Source organism: Rhizobium sp. NPDC090279, from assembly GCF_044769665.1.
In the GTDB taxonomy this organism is placed as follows: domain Bacteria; phylum Pseudomonadota; class Alphaproteobacteria; order Rhizobiales; family Rhizobiaceae; genus Rhizobium.
Genome location: NZ_JBIVYI010000003.1, coordinates 185956 through 209169 on the forward strand (window position 1 = coordinate 185956; position 23214 = coordinate 209169).

Sequence of the window (23214 nt, forward strand, 5' to 3'; positions counted from 1 at the left end):
TTCTGCTTCTTACTGCTGGGCGCCCAGCACCTCCATGCGGCCCATCGCCGTGCGGGCCGAGAACTGCGGACGATACATGTCCTCGACGCTCGCGGCCGGGTGGTCGTAGACGCCGGGGGTCACGGCGCGCACAACATAGGCGAAGGTCAGGTCACGATCGGCGCCGGAACTCTGGTCGAAGGCGGCAACAAAGCGGTCGTTGCGGAATTCGACATGGGCGGGCTGCACGTCGCTGAGCCAGTCGAAATTCGAAAGCTGGGCGCTGTTGACGATGCTCGGATTGTCGATCTCAAAGCCGGCGGGCAGGAGATCGGTCACGAGCAGGCGCTGCGGCCAGTCATTGTCCTCGGTCACATGCAGCACAACGACATAACGTTCATTCTGCTGTGCCTGGCTGACATTCGCCTCTTCGCCGTCGAGCGTGTAGTACTTGCGCTCGATCTTGAAGCCGTTGCCACTGGCGGGCAGCGGCGCAACCGGAGCCGCGACCGTGGTCACGGCAGCCGACAACGGCTGGCGCGTCGTGTTGGTGACGGTCAGCGGATGGCCCATCAGCGCGTCTCCGCTCATCTGCGCCATGTAGGTGCCGCTATGGGCGGCGCCGTTGACATCGAGCGTCAGGCCGTCGTCACCATTCTGCAGGGCGCGGGCGGCGAGCAGCATCCAGGTCTGTTCCTGGGTGCTGGTATATTTCTTGGTTTGCCAATCCTTGGCGACGACGCTCGCAAGTTCTGGAATGATCGGCGGCACCGGGCGGCTTTCTGCGGCAAGCGCCAGCACGGCGGCACCGTCGCGCAGCGACGAACCGTAATCCGAGCGAATGAAGCTGACCTTGGTGATCGCCGCCTGCTGCGACATCTGCAGCGAGTCCACGAAGATGTTGCGCGAACGCTGTGCATCGCCGTAGAGCGCCAATGATGCGGCCAGATGTGCCTTGGACAGCGGCGTCGGGAAGTCGTTCAGCATCGTATCCGCATAGTAGCGCAGATCGCTGATCGAGGCCCTTTTGTTACGCGCCAGCACGTAGAGCGCGTAGGCGATCTCGTTGCCGTTGTCCTTGACGTTGGTATTGGCGCTCAGCGCATTCTGGAGGTTTTCCAGCCCCTGCACCATGGCCTGATCCGGCACGTTGTACTTCTGCTCGCGGGCGCGGGTCAGGAAGTCCATCACGTAGGCGTCGAGCCAGAGATCGCCCGAGCCTGGGCCCCAGAGGCCAAAGCTGCCGGTCGAGGACTGGTAGGACATCTCGCGATAGATGGCGTCCTGCACGCGCTTCTGGATTTCGGCATCGTCCGCAAGACCGTTCTTGACCGCCATGTCGCTGAAGTAGAGCAGCGGCATCGCGCTGCTCGCCGTCTGTTCCGCGCAGCCGTAGGGATAGTGGCTGAGGCTCATCAAGAGGGCCGGCACGTCGAAGGCGGCGGAGCGGCTGACATTGACGCTGACGGCGGCGCCGGGCAGCACGCTGTCGGCGAGAAGGTCGGCATTGACGGTCAGGCTCTTGCCGGGCGCAAGCGCGATGACACGCCGTTCGGTGACCGGCAGCTGCGCCGGGCGAACGGGAATATCGACCGATTGATCGAGCGACATGCCCGACGCATTCGACAGCTTGATCGAGAGAGTGCCGTCGCCAGGCTGTCCGCCTGTCAGCGGCAGCGTGATGGCGTATTTGCCGCCGGTTTCCAGGTTGATCTTCTGCTGTGTGGCATTTTCATCCACGGTCACGGCGCTGTTGCCGTTGACCGCAAGCGTGTATTCGCCGGCAGGCGCATCGGTGTTGGCGACATCGAGCCGCAGGTTTGCCTTGTCTCCGGGCGCCAGGAACTTCGGCAGGCTTGCGGTGACGACGACGGGATCGCGGATGATCACGTCCTGCGTCGCGTGGCCGACGCCGGCCTTCGACCAGGCAACGGCCATCAACCGCGCCGTGCCGTTGAACTGCGGAATGTCGAAGCTGACATTGGCCTTGCCGTTGGCATCGAGCTTGATCGGACCGGAGAAGAAGGCGATCAGCTTTTCCTTTGGCGGGCTTGCCTGCAAGGCTGCCTGTCCGCCGTCGCCGCCGGTGCGAAGCTTGCCGGTTTCGCCGAGCGAGCCATCGATCAGGCGACCGTAGATGTCGCGGATTTCGAGGCCGAGCTGGCGCTGGCCGTAATACCAGTCGTCGGGAGCCGGCGGCTGGTAGCGCGTGAGATTGAGGATGCCGACATCGACGGCGGCGATCGTGACATAGGCGTCCTCATTGGCGCCTGCGCCGGCCACCTGCAGCGCGATGTTGAGTGGCTGGCGCGGCAGCGTCTTATCAGGCGCGTCGATCTTGATCTGCAGCTTGCGTTCGCCAGGGTCGACAGGTGCCCATTTGATGCCGATGGCGCGCATCGGCATGCGGCTTTCCTGAGCGTCGCCGGGGCGGAAGAGAGTCGCGGTCAGATAGGTGCCGGCGCCCCAGTCAGCCGTGACCGGGATGTCGATTTCGCCGCCCGTCGCACCGATATCGGCATTGGTGACCGAGATCAGCGTTTCCGAGCCGGCCGTCACCATCAGCTGGCCGGCATAGCGCGAGGTCACCTTCAGCTTGGCGGTGTCGCCGACATGGTAGCTTCCCTTGTCGAGCGCGATTTCCAGCGCATCCGGCGTCTCCGTCGAGGTGGAGGCGACATACCAGCCGGCATTGAACTCGACGCTGGATTGCGGGCCATTCGTATCGGCGGTGGAGACTTCGAGCCGGTAGCGGCCCCAGGTGACCGGCATGGAAATCGCAGCACCATCCGTCGTGGCGTTGATCGTGCCGACCGCCACCTGCTTGGTGGACATGATCGGCTCGAACTTCCAGCTGCTGCCGTCGCGATACCATTGATAATTGCGCTCGACGCTGAGCAGCTTCCAGGTCAGGCCCTGCATGGCCTGCTTCTGGCCGTTGGCGTCAACGGCAATGACGTGGAAGTTGCCGACCGAGTTTTCGCCGAGATCGCCGTCGAATTCCGGCTTGATGCCGATGCGCGGGCCATCCGCCTTGACGGGCAGGGTCAGCGAGCGCTCGACGGCGCGGCCGCCTGCCTCCTGCATGCGCACGGTGATATTGGCATTCAGCAGCTGCGTGGTCGAAGGCGTGTCGTTGATCGTGACGTCGAAGGTGGTCTTGCCGTTTTCGTCCAGCGCCTGCAGGTCTTCGAGCGGTACCTGCGTGCTCTCGGCCTTGCTGTCACCGCTGCTGCTGTCGTCGCCGTCATTATTGTCCTTGCCGGCGCCTTCATCGGCGAGACCAAACTGATAGCCCTTATAGGCGTCGCTCTGGCGCGTCGGCTTCAGCGTCACTTCGCCTTCGAGGTTGAGGCCGGCGGCCGGCGCGCCATAGAGGTAGCGTCCGTCGACATTAACAGGCGTCGGCTGGCCGACTTCGATCTCCTTGGCGTCGCTCTTCATATCGAATTCGATGCGATCCGGCACGAAGTCGTCGACGAGGAAGGTCTGCGAGCCGATGGAGGAACCCTTCGGGTCGGTGTAGATGTTCATCGTCCAGGTGCCGCGCATCGAGGTCTGCTGCAGCGGCAGGTCGACATTGTAGCCGCCGAGCTTGCCGCCATCGGTGACGATGCGGCGGTCCTCGACGCCATCGGGGCGCAGGAAGACGAAGGTGAGCGGCAGGTTTTCGACCGCCGTCGAGCTGACGTCACGGGCAAGCGCGGAGGCATGCACCGTCTCGCCGGCGCGGTAGATGCCGCGCTCGGTCCATGTCAGCAGGTCGATCGCGCCGGGCGCGGTTCTACCGGCCACGCCGCGGTCGGAGAGATCGAAGCCGGCGCGCGTCATGTCGAGGAAGACATAATCCTGATCGCCGTTCTGGGCGGTGATGACGGCCGGCGTCATGCCCGCCGTGCCGCGCATCAGACCGGCGCTGAAGACGGCGCGGCCATTGTCGTCGGTCTTCGCTGTGCCGAGGATTTCGTTGTTTTTGGCCAGCAGTTGCAGCTGGATGCCGGCGAGCGGCTTGGCGCTGCCGAGCGAGCGGGCGAAAACATTCAGCCCGTCGGTGCCGGCATAGGTGGTGACGCCGATATCGGACACGACGAACCACTGCGTCGCCTGCGGGTCCCACTCATGGCCGCTGTCGGGCGCAACCGCCGTCAGCACGTAGACGCCGGGCTTGCGCTGCGGCAGCGCCTCGTCGACCGGGAAGCTGGTCGCGACTTCCTTGTTGAGTTCCTGCTTGATCTCGATGGAACCCTGCCAGACCAGTTCGCCGTTGGTATCCTGGATGGTCTGTGCGCTGTAGCTGTCCACCTGCGTCAGGAACTGCGAGTTGTTCAGAAGCTGGGCGATATTGCGGTCGCCGATGCGATAGAGCTTGAGATTGGCCGTGTTAGCGTTAACGGATACGATCGGAATGCCGCGGCGAGCTGTCGAGGGCAGGACGAAATTGTCGCCGGTGAAGCGCAGCGACGCGGCGCGATCCTTGACGTAGATATCGACATTGACCTGCGAGGCGAGGTTTTCATCCACCGAGGAGGGCAGGCCGGCGCGCAGCGAAATGCGGTAATGCTGGCCGAATTCCAAGCCCTCGACGCAGATCTGGTTGTCCTTCGCGTCGACACCCTTCGGCGCGGCCCCATTGAGGGTGACGAAAGGCGTGTAGTCGACGCCGCTCTTCACCAGTTTTTCGGAGAACTGCACGCAGGCGCGCGGCGAGGCATTGTCGTTGTCGAGCGTGTTGCCGGTGACACGGAAGCCCTGGCGGGCGAGAAGATCGTTATAGGCGGCCTGGACCGCGGCGGAGCTGACGAGATTAAGGCTCGCCTTGTAGGCGTTGAGCGCCGGACGATAGTTCTGCGCATTCTTCAGCGCTTCGGCCAAAACAGCGAGCGCATCGGCGCGGCTGCTCGTGGTGCGGGTCAGCTGATAGCCGTTGAGCGCCGCATAGGCCGCCTTGGTCGCGACGGACGTGTCGTTCGTGATCGTGTTGGCGGCGCGCGCCATCTCGACCCACAGGTCGCCATTGTCGGGGCTGAGCGAAAGCGCGCCCTGGAAGGCGTTCAGGGCATTGTTGACATTGCCGGAGGTCAGCTCGATGCGGCCGAGCGCGATCAGGCTTTCGACGCCCTGGCCCTTTAGTTCGTTGCCAAGCGTCAGCGTGTTCCTTGCATCGCGCGCGCTCTGGACGAAGTTGTCGGAGAGGAAGGAAAGGGCAGGTGCTGCACCGATGTCCGGTTCGCTGGTCGCGGCCGTCTCGACGATCTTGCCGGCGATCGCGCCGGGGAAGCTGTTGAGCTGGTTGAAGTCCGACTTCATGAAGCACCACTTCACCTTGGGATTGTAGGTGAAGGCCTTGCAGGACTTGTCGCCGATGCAGGATGCGGAGCACTGGTCCAGCGTCACGTTCTGCTCGGTGCGCAGATCGAAGCCGAAGTAATCGCCATCCTTGGTGGTGACCACCTGGCGCTTGACGTCGGCTGCGGCCGAAGGGCTCAGAGATGCGAAAGTGGCGAGAAGAAAAGCGGAGAAGCCGATAAACGCGCGCTTAGACATAAGTCCTCCCAACGCTGCCCGTTTTTGATGGCGGCAATCTTCAAATTTCGGACCCATTTGTCAACCGAGCGTCGAGTTGCGGCGTACGCTTTGCGCCCATGACGATCTGCCTAGACGGTTGAAAGGCGCGGCAAATCAGGCAATTCGCATGTTCCGTTGCTCCTTGGTGGCGCTTCACTTTTCTTTTCAGTCCCAAAATGACACCGGCCTAAACGGCCGATGTCTTCGCCCGGGCAGGAAAGGCTGCCCGTTTGTCATATATTCGTCATGGCCAGGGAGGCATCGGTATACCGCTTTCCGGCAACCGTTTCGGGCGTGATGATCTCGCCGAGTTCCTTCACTTCCTTAAGTGAAAGCGCGATGTCGGCAGCCGCCGCATTCTGCTCGAGATGATGCAGCTTGCGGGCGCCGGGGATCGGCACGATATCGTCGCCCTGGTGCAGCACCCATGCGAGCGCCAGTTGCGCCGCCGTGACGCCCTTTTCCTCAGCGAGCGCTTGGAGCCTTGCGACCAGGGCCGCGTTGGCATCGAAATTGTCGCCCTGGAAGCGCGGCAGCGAGCGGCGGAAATCGTCGGCGGCAAGATCGTCCGTCTTGTGGATCGCGCCGGTCAGGAAGCCGCGGCCGAGCGGGCTGTAGGGCACGAAGCCGATGCCGAGTTCGCGGCAGGTGGCAAGCACATCCTCTTCCGGATCGCGGCTCCAGAGCGAATATTCGCTCTGAAGGGCGGCGATCGGATGCACCGCATGAGCGCGGCGGATGGTGGCGGAACCGGCTTCGGAAAGGCCGAGCGCCCGCACCTTGCCTTCTTTCACCAGTTCCGCCATGGCGCCGACCGTATCCTCGATCGGCACGTTCGGATCGACGCGGTGCTGGTAGAACAGGTCGATGACATCGGTGTCGAGCCGCTTCAGCGAGGCTTCGGCGACTTGCCTGACGTGTTCGGGCCGGCTGTCGACGCCGATCATGGCGGCGAGGCCTGATTTCGTGAGATCGAGCTTGAAGCCGAACTTGGTGGCGATGACCACGCGGTTGCGAACCGGCTTCAGCGCGCGGCCGAGCAGCTCCTCGTTGGTGAAGGGACCATAGGTTTCGGCGGTGTCGAAAAAGGTGACGCCGAGATCGACGGAGTGACGGAGCGTCTTGATGGATTCGTTGTCGTCGGTCGCGCCATAGGCAAAGCTCATGCCCATGCAGCCGAGTCCAACGGCGGAAACGGTGAGATCCTGACCAAGCCTGCGGGTTTTCATGATGTCTTCCTCTTGAGCTTTATGGGAGCGGCAGGGGCTTGTGTCCGCTGCCTACGAACTCAAGTTAGGGTTCCGGATAATGAATGAAAATCCATGCAAATCCCAATGGGCTGTTCTATAATTGAGATCAATGAACCGAACCCAGCTCTCCCAACTCGCGGTTTTTGCCGCCGTCGCCGCCCATCGCAGCTTCCGCGCTGCCGGCAAGGAATTGTCGATCGCGCCGTCGGCGGTCAGCCATGCTGTCTCCAGCCTCGAGGAAAGCCTCGGCGTGCGGCTGCTCGCCCGCACCACGCGCAGCGTGCTCCCGACCGAGGAGGGGCAGGCATTGCTTCAAAGGCTCGCGCCGGCCCTGGAGGAGATCGATATCGCATTGGAGGATACGCTTGCGACCCGTGGCCGCCCGGCGGGGACGCTGCGCATCACCGCCCCGCGCTTTGCCTCCGATCTGCTGATGGCGCCGCGGCTTGGCGATTTCCTCAATACCTATCCCGATATCACCCTTGAAATCGCCAACGAGGACGGCTTCAGCGATATCGTCAAGGAGGGCTTCGACGCCGGCATCCGGCTGGCTGAGAGCATCGAGGGCGACATGATCGCAGTGAAGGTCTCGCCTGACATACGCACCGTCATTGCCGGTTCCCCTGCCTATTTCGAGAGGAATCCGAAGCCTTTGCATCCGCGCGATCTCGTCCATCACCGCTGCATCAAACGGCGTTTCACCGACGGCTCGATCTATCGCTGGGAATTCGAGAAGGATGGCCGCGAGCTGATCGTGGCGATCGACGGCCCCTTGATCGTGATCGAGGACCGGCTTGCGGTTCTGGCTGCCGTCAATGGCGCCGGCCTTTCCTATCTGTTCGACATACGCGTTCAGCAGGAACTGGCAGAAGGCAAGCTCATCCGCGTGCTCGAGGACTGGTGCCCGCCCTATCCCGGCTTCTGCATCTATTATCCAAGCCGCCGGCAGATGCGCCCGGCGCTCAGAGCCTTCATCGACTTCTTCAAATATACCGGCCCCTAGAGCGTTCGGAATGGCGCTGAAACAAGCAATAAGCCACTACTGACAGAAATCGGGCGGCGGCAATGCCATAACTTGTCTCGGCTGATCGATAGTTTCAGAAAGGGATTGCAGCGATGAGAAAGCCGGGATCGATGAAGGGGCTTGAGGATCTCGGCCGCGTCAGGCTGTCGAAGAACTTCTTCTTCCGCGATTTCCTGCATTCGGAAATATCAGATTTCTACCGCATTCCCAATATACCCGAGCACCCGGACCTGGCGATCGAGACCGGCCGCAGGCTCTGCGAGGAATTGCTGGAGCCGCTGGAGGCGACCTTTGGCCGGCTCCATATCCGCTCCGGCTACCGTTCCCCCGAGGTCAACGCTTTCGGCAACAAGAACGGACTGAATTGCTCCACCAATCCCCATACCGCCGCGCATCACATATGGGACATGCGCGATCTCGACGGTTGCGTGGGCGCCGCCGTCTGCATCGTCGTGCCATGGCTGATCGATCACCAGAGCCATGAGGGCGATTGGCAGAAGCTCGCCTGGTGGATTCACGACCACCTACCCTATGCGTCGCTCTGCTTCTTCCCGAAACTGTGGGCCTTCAATATCCAGTGGCACGAGCGGCCGAAACGAACCATCCAGAGCTTTGTCAGCCCACGTGGCATGCTGACCAAGCCTGGCATGGCCAATTGGGACGGCGACCATTCCACCCACTATGCGGGCTTTCCGAAGCTCAGATATTGACGCGGTAGCGAATGTGCCCGTCGCTCTTGACGTAGGTGTCGTAGAGCTTGCGGGCCGTCGCGTTGCCCTCTTCGGTGTGCCAGTAAAGCCGGGCCCAGCCGTTCGTCTTGCAGAGCGCGACGAGATCGTCGAGCAGCGCGCGCCCAACGCCGTGGCCCCTGGCGTTTTCATCGACGAACAGGTCTTCCAAATAGCAGTCGGGAGCGTGGGTCCATGTGCCCTCATGCGTGATGCAGAGGGTGAAGCCCTTCACCTCGCCGTCGACCTCCGCCACGCGCATGAAGATTGCCGACGCCGGATCGAAGACCCGGCGCCATGTCGCATCGGTGATGTCGGGCGTGATCGTGACGCGGTAGAAGGCCAGATAGCCGTCCCACAAAGCACGCCAGCGTGCTTCGTCTTCCGGTCTGGCGTCGCGGATCGTCACGGTCATCTGCCTATCCCTGTTTATTTGGCCTCTATTTATTCGCCGGCTTGATCGAGCAGGCGCATGGCGTCATCGGAAAGCGAAAGCTTCGTCGAATTGATTAGCGCGTCGAGCTGGCCGAGGCTAGTGGCGCTGGCGATCGGGGCGGTGACGCCGCGCTTGCGCAGCAACCAGGCAAGCGCGACCTCGGCGGGCTTTGCGCCGGTATCGGCGGAAACCTTGTCGAGCGCTGAAAGGATGCGCAGGCCCTTATCGTCGAGATAGGCGGCAACCCGGTTCTCGCGCGCGCGTCCTTCGGTATCCGCCTTGGTGCGATATTTGCCGGTCAGGAAGCCGGCTGCGAGGCTGAAATAGGTGATGACGCCGATCTCTTCCCTGACACAGAGATCCGCCAGCGGGCCCTCGAAACCGTCGCGGGCATAGAGGTTATATTCGGGCTGCAGTACGTCGTAGCGCGGCAGGCCCGCCTTGGCGGCGGCATCGAGCGAGGCCTGAAGCTGCGTCGCATCGAGGTTCGAGCAGCCGACATGACGGATCTTGCCCTGTTCTTTCAGCTTGGCATAGGCGGCGAGCGATTCTTCATGCGGTGTTTCCGGGTCCGGCCAGTGCGACAGATAAAGGTCGATATGATCGGTCTGCAGTCGCTTCAGCGAGGCCTCGGCGGCCTCGATGATATAGTCGGCCTTGAGCCCCTTCTTGCCCGGACCCATATCCGATCCGACCTTGGTGATGATAATGGCCTTGTCGCGCGAAACGCGGCTCTGCTTCAGCCACTTGCCGATGATCTCCTCGGAATCGCCGCCCTTGTTGCCGGGAACCCAGCGGGAATAGACGTCGGCCGTATCGATCGTGTTGAGGCCGGCATCGAAGAAGGCGTCGAGCAGTGTGTAGGAAGTCTTCTCATCGGCCGTCCAGCCGAAGACGTTGCCGCCGAAAACGATGGGGGCGACGAAAAGATCGGTTCGTCCAAGCTTGCGCAGGTCCATGACACATCTCCAAATTACTTGAGCAGGAAGCCGGCGTCAGAGGCGCCGGCGGGGAGGGATAGAGCAGGCTACCGCCGCAAGCGGTGAAATTCCACTAACGATTTCTTTATTCACGGGCGAAGGGCACTTTGTGGAACGGCGTTGCGCCTGCTGCGGCTGCCGCTTAAGGTCGGCGCCGTTGCGCCGGCGTCGAGTCGCCGGCTCTGCTTTTCAATTTTACCGGTTTCGATGGTGCGGCCTGTGCCTGGGAAGCGGCGTTTCAGGAGAGAGATCATGTTGCGTTTCGGAATTCTGTCGACGGCGAAGATCGGCCGCGATGTGGTGGTGCCCGCCATTCAGGATGCGGAAAACTGCGTTGTGACAGCCATCGCCAGCCGCGATCTCGACCGCGCCCGGCAGATGGCCGATCGTTTCTCCGTGCCGCATGCCTTCGGCTCCTATGAGGAGATGCTCGCCTCCGACACCATTGATGCCGTCTATATTCCGCTGCCGACCGCCCAGCATGTCGAATGGGCGATCAAGGCCGCCGATGCCGGCAAGCATGTTCTGTGCGAAAAGCCGATCGCGCTCAAGGCTGATGATATCGACAGCGTGATCGCTGCCCGCGACCGCAACAAGGTACTGGTGATGGAGGCCTATATGGTGGCCTATGCGCCGGTCTGGCGGAAGGTTCGCTCGCTGCTCGCCGATGGCGCCATCGGCCGCCTCCGCCACATCCAGGGTGCCTTTACCTATTTCAACCGCGACGCCGGCAATATGCGCAATATCCCGGCGCTTGGCGGCGGCGGTCTGCCCGATATCGGCGTCTATCCGACGATCAGCACCCGTTTCGTTACAGGCCGCGAACCCCTACGCATTCAGGCGGTGACGGAGCGCGATCCGGAATTCGGCACCGACATCTATTCAAGCGTCAAGGCCGATTTCGGCGATTTCGAGCTCACCTTCTACGTCTCGACGCAGATGGCCGGCCGGCAGGTCATGGTCTTCCACGGCACGGAAGGCTTCATCGAGGTGAAGTCGCCCTTCAATGCCAATCGCTATGGGGCGGAAGAGCTGGAGCTGACCAATCGCAGCCATTCGGAATCGCAGATCTTCCGCTTTCCCGACAGCCGCCAGTACAAGCGCGAGGCGGAAGCCTTTGCGTCGGCGGCTCTCGGAGAGGGCACGGAAATCGTGTCGTTGGAAAGCTCGAAGCTTAATCAGAAGGTCATCGACGCCATCTACCGCGCCAGCGAAAAGGATGGCTGGGAACCGGTCTGATCGGCTTCTCCATTCCTCTACGCAGTTCGGAACAAAAAACCGCCGCGCACCTTTCCTGGAACTGCTTCAGGGGTTCTCTCGGTGGCGGAAGACGAAGCGTGAATAGCCGAAGAAGCTGAACGCCGTCGCCGCCCCTGAGGCCAGCGTCAAGGCGATGATCGGCCTGAGCCCCGGCTCGGTCATCAGCAACGAGCTGAAGAGAGCATAGTTCAGCAGCGCCGAAGTCAGGCCGACCGAACCGTAGCGGAAGCCTTCCGCCGCCAGTGACCGGTCGGACCGGCCGAAGGTGAAATTGCGGTTGAGAACCCAGGTCGCAAGCAGGGCGCTCGGTATGGAGATGGCGCGGCCGATGAAGGGGCCGAGGGGGGTGAACCACAGTAGCAGATGCAATACGCCGGCATCGACGACGAAGCCGATACTACCGGCGATCAGGAAGCGAAACAGCTTCTTCATGCAGCCTTGGCCCTTTTCTTCCGGCTTGCGGGCTTCTCGAGTTCAGCCATGTACACCGCCCCGTCATCGCCGTTTTCGCGCGAGGACGGCTTGGCGAGACTCATATAGTGGATGCGCAATTGTTCCGCACGGGCACGCGCCACGGAATCGAGGATCAGGCCGGCCGTGAACAGCATGAATGAAATCATCATCAGCGCCAGGGAGAGCACCCAGGTCGGCATGCGCGTTACCAGCCCGGTTTCGAAATACTCGATGAAGACCGGAATAGAGAAGCCAATGCTGATTTCCATCGAAATGGCGCTCAGAATGCCGAAGAAGGCGAAGGGCCGCGTTTCCTTCATCAGCATCGCGAACATCCAGAGGATCTTGCCGCCGTCGCGGAAGGTGGAAAGCTTCGAATGCGAGCCTTCCGGCCGCCGACCGTAATCGAGTTCGAGTTCGCTGACGGGCAGCTTCAGGCGCGAGGCATGAACCGACATCTCCGTTTCGATCTCGAAACCGCCCGATACGGCGGGGAAACTCTTGACGAAGCGGCGCGAGAAGGCGCGGTACCCGGAAAAGATATCGGTGAAATCGGCGCCGAAAATGGTGCGATAGAGCCAGTTGAAGATGCGGTTGCCGAAGGCGTGGCCCTGCCGGCCGGCATCGTTATGCACGTTGCGGCGGGTGCCGACGACCATGTCGGAGCCTTCCGTCAGCAGCGTGCGGATCAGCTCTTCGGCATCTTCGGGCGCATAGGTGCCGTCGCCATCGGCCATCAGATAGATGTCGGCCTCGATATCGGCGAACATGCGGCGCACCACATGACCCTTGCCCTGCCGGCGTTCGCGCACCACGGTCGCGCCCGAAAGCATCGCATGCAGCGCCGTGCCGTCGGTGGAATTGTTGTCGTAGACATAGATCGCGGCCTGCGGCAGCGCCTTGCGGAAACCGCGCACGACGTCGCCGATCGTCGCGGCTTCGTTGTAGCAGGGCAGGAGGACAGCGATATTCAGCTTCTCATTCCACATGGTCTTGGCCGGTTGCTACGTGTGAGGTCAAGTTGAGGCCCGATTGACGATCCGGACGAGAGCTTATCCCGTTGGCTGTTAATAAGACCCTATGGCTGCGAAATAAAAATGGCGGGATATCGGCGCTGCGAAAAACATTATCGTGATGAAAGCGGCAGCGGACATGGGCTTTACTTTTTTTTGATGGGCAGCCGCTAGCGTATCAACCCGACTATCCTTCCAACATGAGGTTTATCGAGATGGCGCAGACGCTGGCATTGCCGCCCGAGGCAGCCGGAACGGCAGAGAAGAAGGCGCCTCTGCGCTGGTCTCATCCGGCCGTCGTCGCGCTCATCTATGCCCTCGTCATCATCGTCGCGCAGCTCGTCATTCATCGCAATCCCACCGACTATGTCGGCCCGGATAATGACGACGCCATGCGCCTCGTCGAGGTGCGTGATTTCCTCGCCGGCCAGGGCTGGTTCGACATGATGCAATACCGCCTCGGCCTCGATGGCGGGACATTGATGCACTGGTCGCGCTTCATCGATCTGCCGATCGCAAGCCTCATTCTCGTCTTCCGGATGTTCTTTTCGCCAGAAGGCGCCGAAGCAGCGGCACTGACAGTCTGGCCGCTGATGCTCATCCTGCCGCTGATGTTCTTCATGGGTCTTGCCGGCCGGCGCATCGCAGGCGTGGAAGGCATGCACTTTTCGTTGATCCTGACGGCATTCTTCGTGCTGATTTCGCCGCGTTTCGTGCCGGGATCTATCGATCACGACAATGTCCAGCTTGGTCTCGTCGCCCTTACCGTCGCCATGCTGGTCGACGAAAGCTATCGGCCGCGCAACTTCGCCATCGCCGCCATTGCCCTTGCCATCCAGCTTGGCATCGGGGCCGAGACGACGCCCTTCGTTGCCGTCGCCTGCATGTCGGTTGCCTGTTTGTGGGCCTGGAAAGGCGAAGCCTTCGCGCCTGCCGCAAGAGCCTTTGCCTTGACGCTGACGATCGCCGTCAGCGCCGCCTTCTTTTCGCTGGTGCCGCCGCGTTTCTATTCCATGGTCACCTGCGACAATCTCTCGCTCGGCTTTTACGGCATCACCAGCGCCGGCTGTGTCGGACTTCTCTTCTCCTCCATCCTTGCCAGCCGCCTGGCTCGGCCGTGGCGTATTGCGGTTCTCGCGGCCAATGGCGCTTTCGTGTTCGCAACGACCGTCGCGCTCGCGCCGCAATGCCTGCGCAATCCGCTTGCCGATCTGGACCCCATGCTGGTGGACCTCTGGCTGAGCAAGGTGACCGAGGCTCAGCCGATCCTTTCGATCGCCCGTCACCAGCCCGATACGCTCGGCGCCTTCTATGCAACCGGTCTTCTGGCCATGGTCTTTTGCGCAATTCGCATCCTGCGCGGCGATCGCGCCGGCCTCTTTGCCACCCTTATGGCAATGGTCGCGATCAATTGGGTGATTACGCTCGTCCAGGTGCGCGGCGCGGAGTTCGCCAACCTGCTGGCCATCCCGCCCTTGGCTCTGGTGATTGCCGATCTCAGGCGCAGCTACATGGCCGATACGAGGAGCCTACGCTCGGCCTTGCTCTATGCGGTGACGATGCTGGTTTCGGTTCCGGCCGTATGGGCGGTCGGCGGCGCGCTGGCCACGAGGGGCTTCGGCAACGGCCTCGATGTCGCGACGCCCGCCAAGGCGGAGGAGACAGCCGATTGCGCCTCGAAGGTGGCGCTGGCACCCATTGCCGGCCTGGAGCCGGGTGTGGTCGTATCGACGTCCAACATGGGAGCGCCGCTTCTGCGCTTCACGCCGCATCGCGCTCTGTCCGGACCTTATCATCGCGATCAGGCCGGGATGCTTGCCGAATTGCATATAGCGCTTGCCGAGCTGCAGGACGCCGAAGCGCTCCTGCTTGCCGCCAAGGTCACGCTGGTTGCCTTCTGCAAGGGCGATCCGCAGGTGGAAGCACTCTCCAAGATGAAACCGAAGGGGCTTTATGCCCAGCTCGGCGCGGGGCATGTGCCGTCCTATCTGGAGCCGATCCAGGCGCCGGCTGGTGCCGCCGTTCGCTTCTTCCGCTTCAAGCCGCAGTATTGAGCTAGGCGCGACGCTGCTCCATCATGTCGGCGGTGACGAGATAGCCGATGAAGCCGAGATTGTAACCGCCGAGCGTGATGAACAGTGTCGTCAGCGGCGGCGGTGTGACAGACATCGCGACAGCCGCCATGAAGGCGATGCTCACCAGTGCCACGCCGAGCAGTGCGCCGATCGTCGTGCGCTGCAGGCCGGCGGCAATTCCGATGATCGTGGCGGTCGCGAATATCATCGCTCCATATCCTCTTTACCAAGAACCAGTTTGCACAGGTTTACGCATGGATGGCTAAGAAAGGCTTTGTCAGCAGGGTTAACGCTTGATGAACCAATAAGCTCCGCGCCTTTTATGGGACATGCAAGGGAGGCGGCAGCACCTTAAATATGCGCACAATCCTGCCCTTCGATCGATTCAGACTTAAGGGGTATGCGCCAGGCTCCGCATTTACCGCGACATCGGGTAGAAGGAGGATATGAGCAGCTTTTTTGAGAATGATTCGCCTTCGAACCTGACGGAATACTCCGTCTCGGAATTGTCCGGATCGATCAAGCGCACGGTCGAGAATGCGTTCGACCAGGTGCGCGTGCGCGGCGAAATCTCAGGCTATCGCGGGCCGCATTCTTCGGGCCACGCCTATTTCTCGCTGAAGGATGACCGCTCCCGTATCGATGCTGTCATCTGGAAAGGCACCTTCTCCAAGCTGAAATTCCGCCCCGAAGAGGGGATGGAGGTTATCGCGACCGGCAAGGTGACGACCTTCCCGGGCTCGTCGAAATATCAGATCGTCATCGAGAGCCTGGAACCGGCCGGCGCGGGCGCCTTGATGGCGCTGTTGGAGGAGCGCAAGCGCAAGCTCGGTGCCGAAGGCCTCTTCGATCCCGAGCGCAAGCGCAGGCTTCCCTTCATGCCTGCCGTGATCGGTGTCGTCACCTCGCCGACCGGCGCCGTCATTCGCGATATTCTGCATCGCATTTCCGATCGCTTCCCCGTGCATGTGCTGGTCTGGCCGGTCAAGGTGCAGGGGGAGGGTTCCGGTGACGAGGTGGCGAATGCCATTCGCGGTTTCAACGAATTCGCCCCCGATGGCCCGATCCCTCGTCCCGATGTGCTGATCGTCGCGCGCGGCGGCGGTAGCCTGGAGGATCTCTGGAGTTTCAACGACGAGGCTGTCGTCCGCGCCGCTGCCGCCAGCGACATCCCGCTGATTTCGGCCGTCGGTCACGAGACCGATTGGACGCTGATCGATTATGCCGCCGACGTGCGGGCGCCGACGCCAACCGGAGCCGCCGAAATGGCCGTGCCTGTTAAGGCCGAGCTGGAGGCACAGCTCGCAAACCTTTCCGCCCGCCTGCAAGGCGGAGTGGGCAGGCAGATGGATCAGCGGCGCCAATCGGTGCGGGCGCTGCTGCGTGCCCTGCCTTCGCTCGACCAGATCCTCGCCTTGCCGCGCCGCCGCTTCGATGAGGCAGCCACTGGTCTCGGCCGCGGGCTGGAGCTGAACACGCTGAACAAGCGCCGTACCTTCGAGCGTATGGCCTCGCAGCTGCGGCCGGATATCCTCTCGAACCGCATCGCCGAGCGCCGCCAGCAATTGGGTGAGCGGATGACGCGCGCGGAGCGGACCATCGAGCGCATGCTCGACCGCTCGCGCGCCCGCATCGAACGGGCCGATGCCGTCTTCGCCACGCTGCCGTCTCGCCTCGAAGCGCAGACCGGCCGCGCGCGCGACCGCCTCGGCAATCTCGTCCGCCAAGCCGACACCGCCATCCGCCATCAGCTGGCCCGCGCTCGCAGCGAGCTCGTCGCACAAGAGCGCATCCTGCAGTCGCTCTCCTACAAGAACGTCCTGAAGCGCGGCTATGCCGTGGTTCGCGACGAGGATGATCGGCCGGTTTCGCTTGCTGCCGCGCTCACGGCAGGCGCCGCCATCTCGATCGAGTTCGCCGATGGCCGCATCGGCGCTGTTACCGGTGATGATGCCGGGGCACCGTCGCCGGCCGGTTCACCGTCGCCGAAGAAGCGCAGTGCCAAGCCGGCTGAAGCAGCTGCTCCGCCGAAGCAGGGAAGCCTGTTCTGATGCGTATCCTGCTAGTTTTGGCCCATCCGTTGGAGGATAGTTTTGCCGCGGCCGTGGCAAAACTCGCCGAAGAGACGCTCGTTGCCGGAGGGCATCAGGTCGATCTCCTCGACCTCTATCGCGAGGACTTCGATCCGCGCCTGAACGAATCCGAGCGGCGCGGCTATTTCGACCAGCCCTATGATACCTCGGGTGTCGACGATATCGTCACGCGGTTGCGGGCAGCCGAAGGGCTGATCCTGGTCTTCCCGCAATGGTGGTTCAATTTCCCGGCCATCCTCAAGGGCTTCTTCGATCGTGCCTTTGCGCCCGGCGTCGCTTTCACCCATGATGCCGCCGGTGGTCGCATCGTACCGAAGCTCACCAATATCCGCCTGTTCTGGGCACTGACGACAACCGGCTCGCCCTGGTGGATCGTGCATCTTTACATGGGAAATCCGGTGCGGCGCCTGTTGAAGCGCGGCATTGCCGCCTTCTGCGCCAAGCGGCTGAATTTCCGCATGCTGGCGCTGCACGATATGGACCGTGTAACCGATGCCGGACGCAAGGCGCATCTTGCTCGCGTCAGGAAAGCGCTGGCGACGATCTGATCCTGCGCTTCCAGCCAAAAAAGATGCCGCGGCAGGGGATACCGCGGCACGATCGCATTCGAATGGCTGAACCTCGTTAGGCCCACTCGCCCTTGCGCATGACGGGAACCCGCGAACCATCGGCATTGATGCCGTCAATATCGACCTTGTCGGAGCCGATCATCCAGTCGATGTGGATCAGGCTGGAATTGCCGCCCTGCGCCTTGATCTGCTCCTGACTGAGGTTGGCGCCGTCGATGAAGCACTTGGAATAGCACTGGCCGAGCGCGATGTGGCACGAAGCGTTTTCGTCGAAGAGCGTGTTGTAGAACAGGATGCCGCTCGCCGAGATCGGCGAGGAATGCGGCACCAGCGCCACTTCGCCGAGCCGGCGTGCTCCTTCATCGGTGTCGAGCACCTTGTTCAGCACTTCCTCACCGCGCGTCGCCTTGGCCTCGATGATCCGGCCGCCTTCGAAGCGCACCTGGATATTGTCGATCAGCGTGCCCTGATGCGACAGCGGCTTCGTCGACGAGACGTGACCTTCGACGCGCAGCGCGTGCGGCGTGGTGAAAACCTCTTCCGTCGGGATGTTCGGGTTGCAGGTAATGCCGTTCTTGGCGGTGGAAGCGCCGCCATGCCATTCGTGGCCATCGGCCAGGCCGACCGTCAGGTCGGTGCCCGGTCCCTGGAAATGCAGGGCGGCGAAGCGCTTGCCGTTCATCCAGGCCGAACGCTTGTGCAGATTGGCGTTGTGTTCGGCCCAGGCCGCGATCGGATCTTCGAGATCGACGCGCGAAGCCGAGAAGATCGCCTTGGCGAGCTTGGCAACCGCGATCGCTTCCGGATCGTTCGGGAAGACCAGCTTCGCCCAGGAGGGGTTCGGATAGGAGACGATGTTCCAGTTGGTGTCGAAATTCGAGATCTTTTCGAGCGCCGGCTTGTAGGCGGCCGAATTGGCGCGGTTGGCGCGCGCCACCTTGTTCGGGTCCTGATTGGAGAGCAGCATCGGATTGTCGCCGGCAATGGCAAGACGCGCCGTATTGTTGGAGAAGGCCTTGGCCATGCCCTCGTAGAGCCACGTCGCGGCGCGGTCGAAGCTCGCATCCTCGCCGTATTCATAGCGGGCAAGCGTCGTCTCTTCGTCCGAATAGAAGGTGGAGACGAGGCCGGCGCCGGCCTTGTAGGCCTCGCGCGTGATCAGCCGCACCAGCGGCATCGCCGCGACCGGCGCAGTTATGAGCAGATCCTGGCCGGCCTGCAGCTGCAACCCGACCTTTACGGCCACTTCCGCAAGCTTCTGCAGCTTGGCGTGATCGACGGGATGATGGTTGGGGGAGGCTGATGTCATGGCAAAACCTGCTTGGCTGATATCGAAGATGGTCTGAAGACTTAGACCGGTTTGCGGCGAAATTGAAGGCGATTTGTCCGATCTTGAAGATCGTCAGGCAATCAGCTGTGCGGCCTTGGCCTTGAGGGCGGTCAATGCATCCTGTGGGCTGAGCCGCACCTGCAGGCCGCGCTGGCCGCCATTGATGTAGACATAGGCCTCGGTCATCGCCTGGGCCTCGATGGCGGTCGGCACCAGCTTCTTCTGGCCGAAGGGGCTGATGCCACCGACATGATAACCCGTCAGACGCTCGGCATCGACGGGCTTCATCTTGGTAGCTGACTTACCGCCGAAGGCTGCGGCGAGCTTCTTCATGCTGACTTCGTGGTCGGAGGGCACGACGACGCAGACCGGCTTGCCGTCCACCTCCGCCATCAAGGTCTTCAGCACCCGATGCGGTTCCTCGCCGAGCGCTTCCGCCGCCTGCAGGCCGACACGTTCCGCATTTGGATCGTAGTCATAGGCATGCACGGTGAAGGCGACCTTCGCCTGGGTCAGCACTTGCGTCGCACGGGTGGTTTTTGACATGGACTTATCTCTAGGCGGCCTTGCCGAATGCAGCCGCATAAATATCGGGCTTGAAGCCGATGAGCAATTTGCCGTCTGCCTCCAGCACCGGGCGCTTGATCATCGAGGGTTGCGCCAGCATCAGCGTAATGGCCTTGTCCTTCGAAAGATCGGTGCGATCTGCCTCGGGGAGGGCCTTGAAGGTCGTGCCGGCGCGGTTGAGCACGACTTCCCAGCCAGCCTCCTTCGTCCAGCGCTCCAGATGATCCCGATCGATGCCGACGGCCTTGTAGTCGTGGAAATCATAGGCGATGCCATGCTCCTCGAGCCAGGTCCGGGCCTTCTTCATCGTGTCGCAGTTCTTGATGCCGTAAATGGTGATCGTCATGTCGAATCCGTCTCTTGCTGTCGGATAGGGCATAACATGCGAATAAAGGCGGATGAAAGCCGGCCTGAGGGCAAAGCGGTTCCCTCGTCCATTGCGGTTGCCACCAATAATCCTGTAAATATGCAGCGTGCATATTTATGGTGCGGGCAAGCATGGCGACGGACAAGGAAACATTGCGGCTGGAAAATCTCTTTGGCGCCATGGGCCTGGCTCTGGTGGACAAGATGGAAAGGGCCTTTGCCGATGAAACCGGGCTTGGCCCGAGCGCGATTGCCGCCATCGTCCAGATCGGCACCGAGCCCGGCCTGACGATCGAGACCTTGCGCAGGATGATCGCGCTTTCCCATTCCGCCACCGTACGCCTTGTCGACCAGCTGGTGGCGTCCGATCTCGTACTGCGTGCCGGCGGCGTCGAGGGTGACAAGCGCGCCCGGTCGCTGCAATTGACCGAGAGCGGACGCGCGCTTTTCGAGCGTAGCCTGGCCGCTCGCCGCGCGGTCATTCATCGGGCCTTTGCGGTGCTCGGCCCGGAAGAGGCGGCGCAATTCGGCCATCTCGTCGAGAAGCTGCTGCCGGCATTGGTCGACCTCGGTGACGATCAGAATGTTGTCTGTCGCATTTGCGATCAGGGCGTTTGCGATCAGGATCGCTGCCCGATCGCCTTCATGACGTAGCCCCTTGATAGGGCCTTGACATTTTCATAAAATATATGCACACTGCATACATACAGTTCAGAGAGGCGCATACTGCACCCTCGATGCATTGAACATTGCCTGTATCAGCTCGATAGGAGGCATGATTGCAATGGGATATCGTTCAATTCTTGCCCGGCTAACGGCCGTGGAGCGTGTTGCGCTTGTCGGAGCGCGGCATCAACTTCGTCGCTTCGGTGTGCTCCTTCGCGAGGCGGCGGCGATCGCCTTTGCCATGCGCTGCAAGGTCATCGATCGCCGCTAGACTCAGGTCAGTCTTCCAGCGTTCCCGGCTTGCGGGCGACGGAGCTCGGCTTGTCCGAGCCGATCTTCATCAGATCGCCACGCCGGCGCACCAGCCGGTCCGAGACGCGGGTGATGATGAGGCCGGCTTGCGGCGCGCGGACGTCAATAGTTCCATCCGCCATGCCGGCTGCGGTGATGATGGTTGCCAGCAGCTCACCTTCTTCGACCCGCTCGCCGATATTGCGATGGAAAAGCACGGTGCCTGCCTGCGGCGCACGGATCATCTCGACATTGTCGAGCGGCACGGCCGGTCCATCGAATGCGCCGAGCGCGACGCTGTCATCATGCACTGCGCCGCGCGCAGCCAGGAAGCGCCAGAGCCCTGCTGCATCGTCCCTTGCCATTTCGGGATAGACATCGCGGGTGCCCCGCAACTCGACCGTCACCGAAAGCTTGCCCGGCAACCTTGCCTTCTTCTCGCCCGGTACCTCGTATTTCCAGGCGAAGCTGACGGCCTCTTCGAAGGCCGAGCTTTCGCCATCCGACAGCAAGACGGCATCCATCTTGAGCGCTGCGGCGAGATCGGAAGCCTCGGGCCAGAAGGCCTCATCGATATAGGCATATTGCAGGGATTCATCATCGCAATGGAGATCGATCACCAGATCGGCACCGAGCGCCATGTGGATCAGCTGGCGTTTCAGCCGGTCGACGGCGGGATAGTGTGCAAGGTTCTCGATCAACAGATCCCGGTCACGTGACGAGATCAGCGGGAAGTCGCGGTTGAAATTGGTGCGCGATCCCAGATCGAAGCGGCCCTGCATCTCGCCGAAATGCGATTGCGCCGCGCCGATCGGATTGGCATGCGGCACCACGATGATATCGCTGAGGATCGTGCCCGCCGCCTCCGCCTGCCGCAGCCGCTCGCAGAGAAAATGAACGAGTGCCGTGCCCGGCAGTTCCCCGGCATGCAATGCGGCCTGGATATAGATCTTCGGCGCATCGGCCTTGGTGCCGGCAAAATGCAGAACCGGCAGCCGCCAGGCGATCCCCGCGGTGTCGCCTTCGATGACGATTTCCGTGGCGTTCATGTGCGGGCCTCCTGCTGATGATAATCGGAGACCCATACCAAGCCTTGACCGCTGGCCGCAACTGTTTGTCGCCCGGCGATGACATCGGGATCGGGGAGAGCGGCTTGAAATGGTTCTCAGCGGCTACTGTTTCTGCGGAGGCAGAAGCTCAGGATCAGGCTGAGCAGCACCGCGCCGACCCCGAAGGAGAAGGGGGCTGCATAGCCGAGATGATCGGCAAAAAGGCCGGCGATCGGTCCGGTCGAGCCGAGCGACACGTCGAGGAAGATCGAGTAGAGCCCAAGCGCGACGCCGCGGTTTTGCGGCGGAATGCGCTCCATCGCCTCGTTGCCGAGTGCCGGGAAGACCGGAGCGAAGCCGGCGCCGGCAAGCGCCGCGCCGATGATCGCGACGGTCGGAGAGGGCGCAAAGGCAAGTGCCGCGAGGCCGATGATCTCGATGACGAGGGAAATGCGCACCAACGGCAGACCGCCGAAGCGGGCAACCGCTTGTGCAAGACCCAGGCGCACGCCCATGAAGGCAACGCCGAAGGCGCTGAGCGCAAAGGATGCGCCATCCCAGCCACGGCTATGAAAGAAGAGAGCGACGAAGGCCATGACGACGCCGAAGCCGCTGGAGGCGAGCGCGAGCGCGACACCGTATGGCGCGACGCGGCTCAGCACCTGGCCGGTGCCGATGCCCTTTTCCTTCACGCCCGGAACAGGTGGCCGCGTTTGCGCCAGCATGAATCCGGCGACGGCAAGGACGATGGTGACGACGCCGATGGCGAAGAAGCCGTACTGTCCCTGCAACCAGGCACCCACGGGGGCGGCAAGCGCGATGCCGCCATAGGTGGCGATGCCGTTCCAGGAGATGATGCGAACGGTTTCACGCGACCCCATCAGGCCGATCGCCCAGGTGATCGCCGCCGTGCTCACCCAGCTTTCGCCGATGCCGAGCGCCAGCCGGCCCGCAAGCAGGAGCGCAAGGCTGGCCGTCGGGACGTGGATCGTAAATGTGGAGGCGATCGTCAGCGCGCCTGACAGGCCATAGGCGAGGAAGCCGAGAAAGACCGAGCGGCGTGGCCCGTATTGATCGCAGAGCCGCCCGACCTGCGCCCTACTGACGATGGTCGCGACATATTGCACGCTGACGGCGATGCCGGCCCAGACGACGCCGAAGCCGAGGCCGCTGTCGACATAGGTCGGCAGAACCGCAAGCGGAAGCCCGATGGCGAGGTAGCCGAAGAAGGTCAGTGCGACGATCGAGACGAGGGATAGGGTCGAAGTGGATCGAATGGTCTGGGAGGCAGTGTTCACGGGATATCGCCTGCGGGCACCAGTAGCGATGCCCATGCTGTTTGCCACGAAGGATCGGGGTTCGTATCGAATAGCGATGGCGGCGGTGGCCTGAAGCCCGTGCGTCGCCACGGATAACCGGTATCAGGCAAAAGCACCCGAGGTCAACGAATTGCTGCCTTGCAGCAAAAGCCATTGACGGGATGAATTGATTGTGCGTGCGGCCCGAAGGCGTTGCGCCTT

Annotated in this window: 20 protein-coding genes; 8 read left to right on the top strand and 12 right to left on the bottom strand. The window is 62.3% G+C overall.

What is annotated here, in order from left to right:
- Positions 1-9 precede the first annotated feature (9 nt).
- Positions 10-5523 carry an MG2 domain-containing protein gene (locus ACIQWP_RS08870; protein ID WP_402785057.1) on the bottom strand — a complete coding sequence of 1838 codons (5514 nt, stop codon included), beginning with the start codon at positions 5521-5523 and terminating at the stop codon, positions 10-12.
- 254 nt (positions 5524-5777) lie between these two features.
- Positions 5778-6773 carry an aldo/keto reductase gene (locus ACIQWP_RS08875; RefSeq protein WP_402785060.1) on the bottom strand — a complete coding sequence of 332 codons (996 nt, stop codon included), beginning with the start codon at positions 6771-6773 and terminating at the stop codon, positions 5778-5780.
- A 130-nt stretch (positions 6774-6903) separates the two neighbouring features.
- Here ACIQWP_RS08875 and ACIQWP_RS08880 point away from each other — a divergent pair, with 130 nt between their 5' ends.
- Together ACIQWP_RS08880 and ACIQWP_RS08885 are read left to right on the top strand one after the other, a co-directional pair.
- The gene (locus ACIQWP_RS08880) at positions 6904-7797 is read left to right on the top strand and encodes a LysR family transcriptional regulator (protein ID WP_402785063.1); all 894 of its coding nucleotides are present in this window, start codon (positions 6904-6906) and stop codon (positions 7795-7797) included.
- A gap of 113 nt (positions 7798-7910) precedes the next feature.
- On the top strand, positions 7911-8528 hold the full coding sequence (locus ACIQWP_RS08885) for a hypothetical protein (protein WP_402785066.1): 618 nt from the start codon (positions 7911-7913) through the stop codon (positions 8526-8528).
- On the opposite strand, the gene ACIQWP_RS08890 is transcribed toward ACIQWP_RS08885, so the two are convergent.
- Entirely contained in the window at positions 8518-8961 is a 444-nt protein-coding gene (locus ACIQWP_RS08890; protein ID WP_402785069.1) for a GNAT family N-acetyltransferase, read from the bottom strand. The genes ACIQWP_RS08885 and ACIQWP_RS08890 overlap by 11 nt on opposite strands.
- A gap of 29 nt (positions 8962-8990) precedes the next feature.
- Complete coding sequence (locus tag ACIQWP_RS08895; RefSeq protein ID WP_402785072.1) at positions 8991-9941, bottom strand: aldo/keto reductase; 951 nt, start codon at positions 9939-9941, stop codon at positions 8991-8993.
- Between the two features lie 273 nt (positions 9942-10214).
- On the opposite strand from ACIQWP_RS08895, the gene ACIQWP_RS08900 reads away from it, so the two are divergent.
- Positions 10215-11201 (top strand): Gfo/Idh/MocA family protein, encoded by a 987-nt coding sequence (locus ACIQWP_RS08900; protein ID WP_402785074.1) that lies wholly within the window; start codon positions 10215-10217, stop codon positions 11199-11201.
- Between the two features lie 66 nt (positions 11202-11267).
- Here ACIQWP_RS08900 and ACIQWP_RS08905 read toward each other — a convergent pair whose 3' ends face one another.
- Both ACIQWP_RS08905 and ACIQWP_RS08910 read right to left on the bottom strand, forming a co-directional pair.
- Positions 11268-11654, bottom strand: coding sequence for a GtrA family protein (locus ACIQWP_RS08905; protein ID WP_402785077.1), 387 nt, complete (start codon positions 11652-11654; stop codon positions 11268-11270).
- Positions 11651-12664, bottom strand: a complete 1014-nt coding sequence (locus ACIQWP_RS08910; RefSeq protein ID WP_402785080.1) for a glycosyltransferase — start codon at positions 12662-12664, stop codon at positions 11651-11653. The genes ACIQWP_RS08905 and ACIQWP_RS08910 overlap by 4 nt, the downstream gene beginning before the upstream one ends.
- Positions 12665-12903: 239 nt before the next feature.
- Here ACIQWP_RS08910 and ACIQWP_RS08915 point away from each other — a divergent pair, with 239 nt between their 5' ends.
- A complete protein-coding gene (locus ACIQWP_RS08915) occupies positions 12904-14742 on the top strand; it encodes a hypothetical protein (RefSeq protein ID WP_402785083.1) in 1839 nt (612 codons plus the stop codon).
- 1 nt (position 14743) lies between these two features.
- Here ACIQWP_RS08915 and ACIQWP_RS08920 read toward each other — a convergent pair whose 3' ends face one another.
- Positions 14744-14971 (bottom strand): homogentisate export protein, encoded by a 228-nt coding sequence (locus ACIQWP_RS08920; protein WP_402785086.1) that lies wholly within the window; start codon positions 14969-14971, stop codon positions 14744-14746.
- Positions 14972-15209: 238 nt separating this feature from the next.
- Here ACIQWP_RS08920 and xseA point away from each other — a divergent pair, with 238 nt between their 5' ends.
- Both xseA and ACIQWP_RS08930 read left to right on the top strand, forming a co-directional pair.
- Complete coding sequence (xseA, locus tag ACIQWP_RS08925) at positions 15210-16814, top strand: exodeoxyribonuclease VII large subunit (protein WP_402785089.1); 1605 nt, start codon at positions 15210-15212, stop codon at positions 16812-16814.
- Positions 16814-17404, top strand: coding sequence for an NAD(P)H-dependent oxidoreductase (locus ACIQWP_RS08930; protein ID WP_402785092.1), 591 nt, complete (start codon positions 16814-16816; stop codon positions 17402-17404). The genes xseA and ACIQWP_RS08930 overlap by 1 nt, the downstream gene beginning before the upstream one ends.
- 76 nt (positions 17405-17480) lie before the next feature.
- On the opposite strand, the gene ACIQWP_RS08935 is transcribed toward ACIQWP_RS08930, so the two are convergent.
- The 3 genes from ACIQWP_RS08935 to ACIQWP_RS08945 form a co-directional block, all read right to left on the bottom strand.
- Complete coding sequence (locus ACIQWP_RS08935; RefSeq protein ID WP_402785096.1) at positions 17481-18734, bottom strand: aminopeptidase; 1254 nt, start codon at positions 18732-18734, stop codon at positions 17481-17483.
- Between the two features lie 93 nt (positions 18735-18827).
- A complete protein-coding gene (gene ybaK / locus ACIQWP_RS08940) occupies positions 18828-19301 on the bottom strand; it encodes a Cys-tRNA(Pro) deacylase (RefSeq protein WP_402785099.1) in 474 nt (157 codons plus the stop codon).
- A gap of 10 nt (positions 19302-19311) precedes the next feature.
- Positions 19312-19668, bottom strand: a complete 357-nt coding sequence (locus ACIQWP_RS08945; protein WP_402785102.1) for an ArsC family reductase — start codon at positions 19666-19668, stop codon at positions 19312-19314.
- A 152-nt stretch (positions 19669-19820) separates the two neighbouring features.
- On the opposite strand from ACIQWP_RS08945, the gene ACIQWP_RS08950 reads away from it, so the two are divergent.
- On the top strand, positions 19821-20342 hold the full coding sequence (locus ACIQWP_RS08950; protein ID WP_402785105.1) for a MarR family winged helix-turn-helix transcriptional regulator: 522 nt from the start codon (positions 19821-19823) through the stop codon (positions 20340-20342).
- A gap of 130 nt (positions 20343-20472) precedes the next feature.
- A complete protein-coding gene (locus tag ACIQWP_RS08955) occupies positions 20473-20625 on the top strand; it encodes a hypothetical protein (protein WP_402785108.1) in 153 nt (50 codons plus the stop codon).
- A gap of 7 nt (positions 20626-20632) precedes the next feature.
- Here ACIQWP_RS08955 and ACIQWP_RS08960 read toward each other — a convergent pair whose 3' ends face one another.
- Positions 20633-21694, bottom strand: coding sequence for a succinylglutamate desuccinylase/aspartoacylase family protein (locus ACIQWP_RS08960; RefSeq protein ID WP_402785111.1), 1062 nt, complete (start codon positions 21692-21694; stop codon positions 20633-20635).
- A 116-nt stretch (positions 21695-21810) separates the two neighbouring features.
- Positions 21811-22992 carry an MFS transporter gene (locus ACIQWP_RS08965; RefSeq protein WP_402785114.1) on the bottom strand — a complete coding sequence of 394 codons (1182 nt, stop codon included), beginning with the start codon at positions 22990-22992 and terminating at the stop codon, positions 21811-21813.
- Positions 22993-23214: the final 222 nt, after the last annotated feature.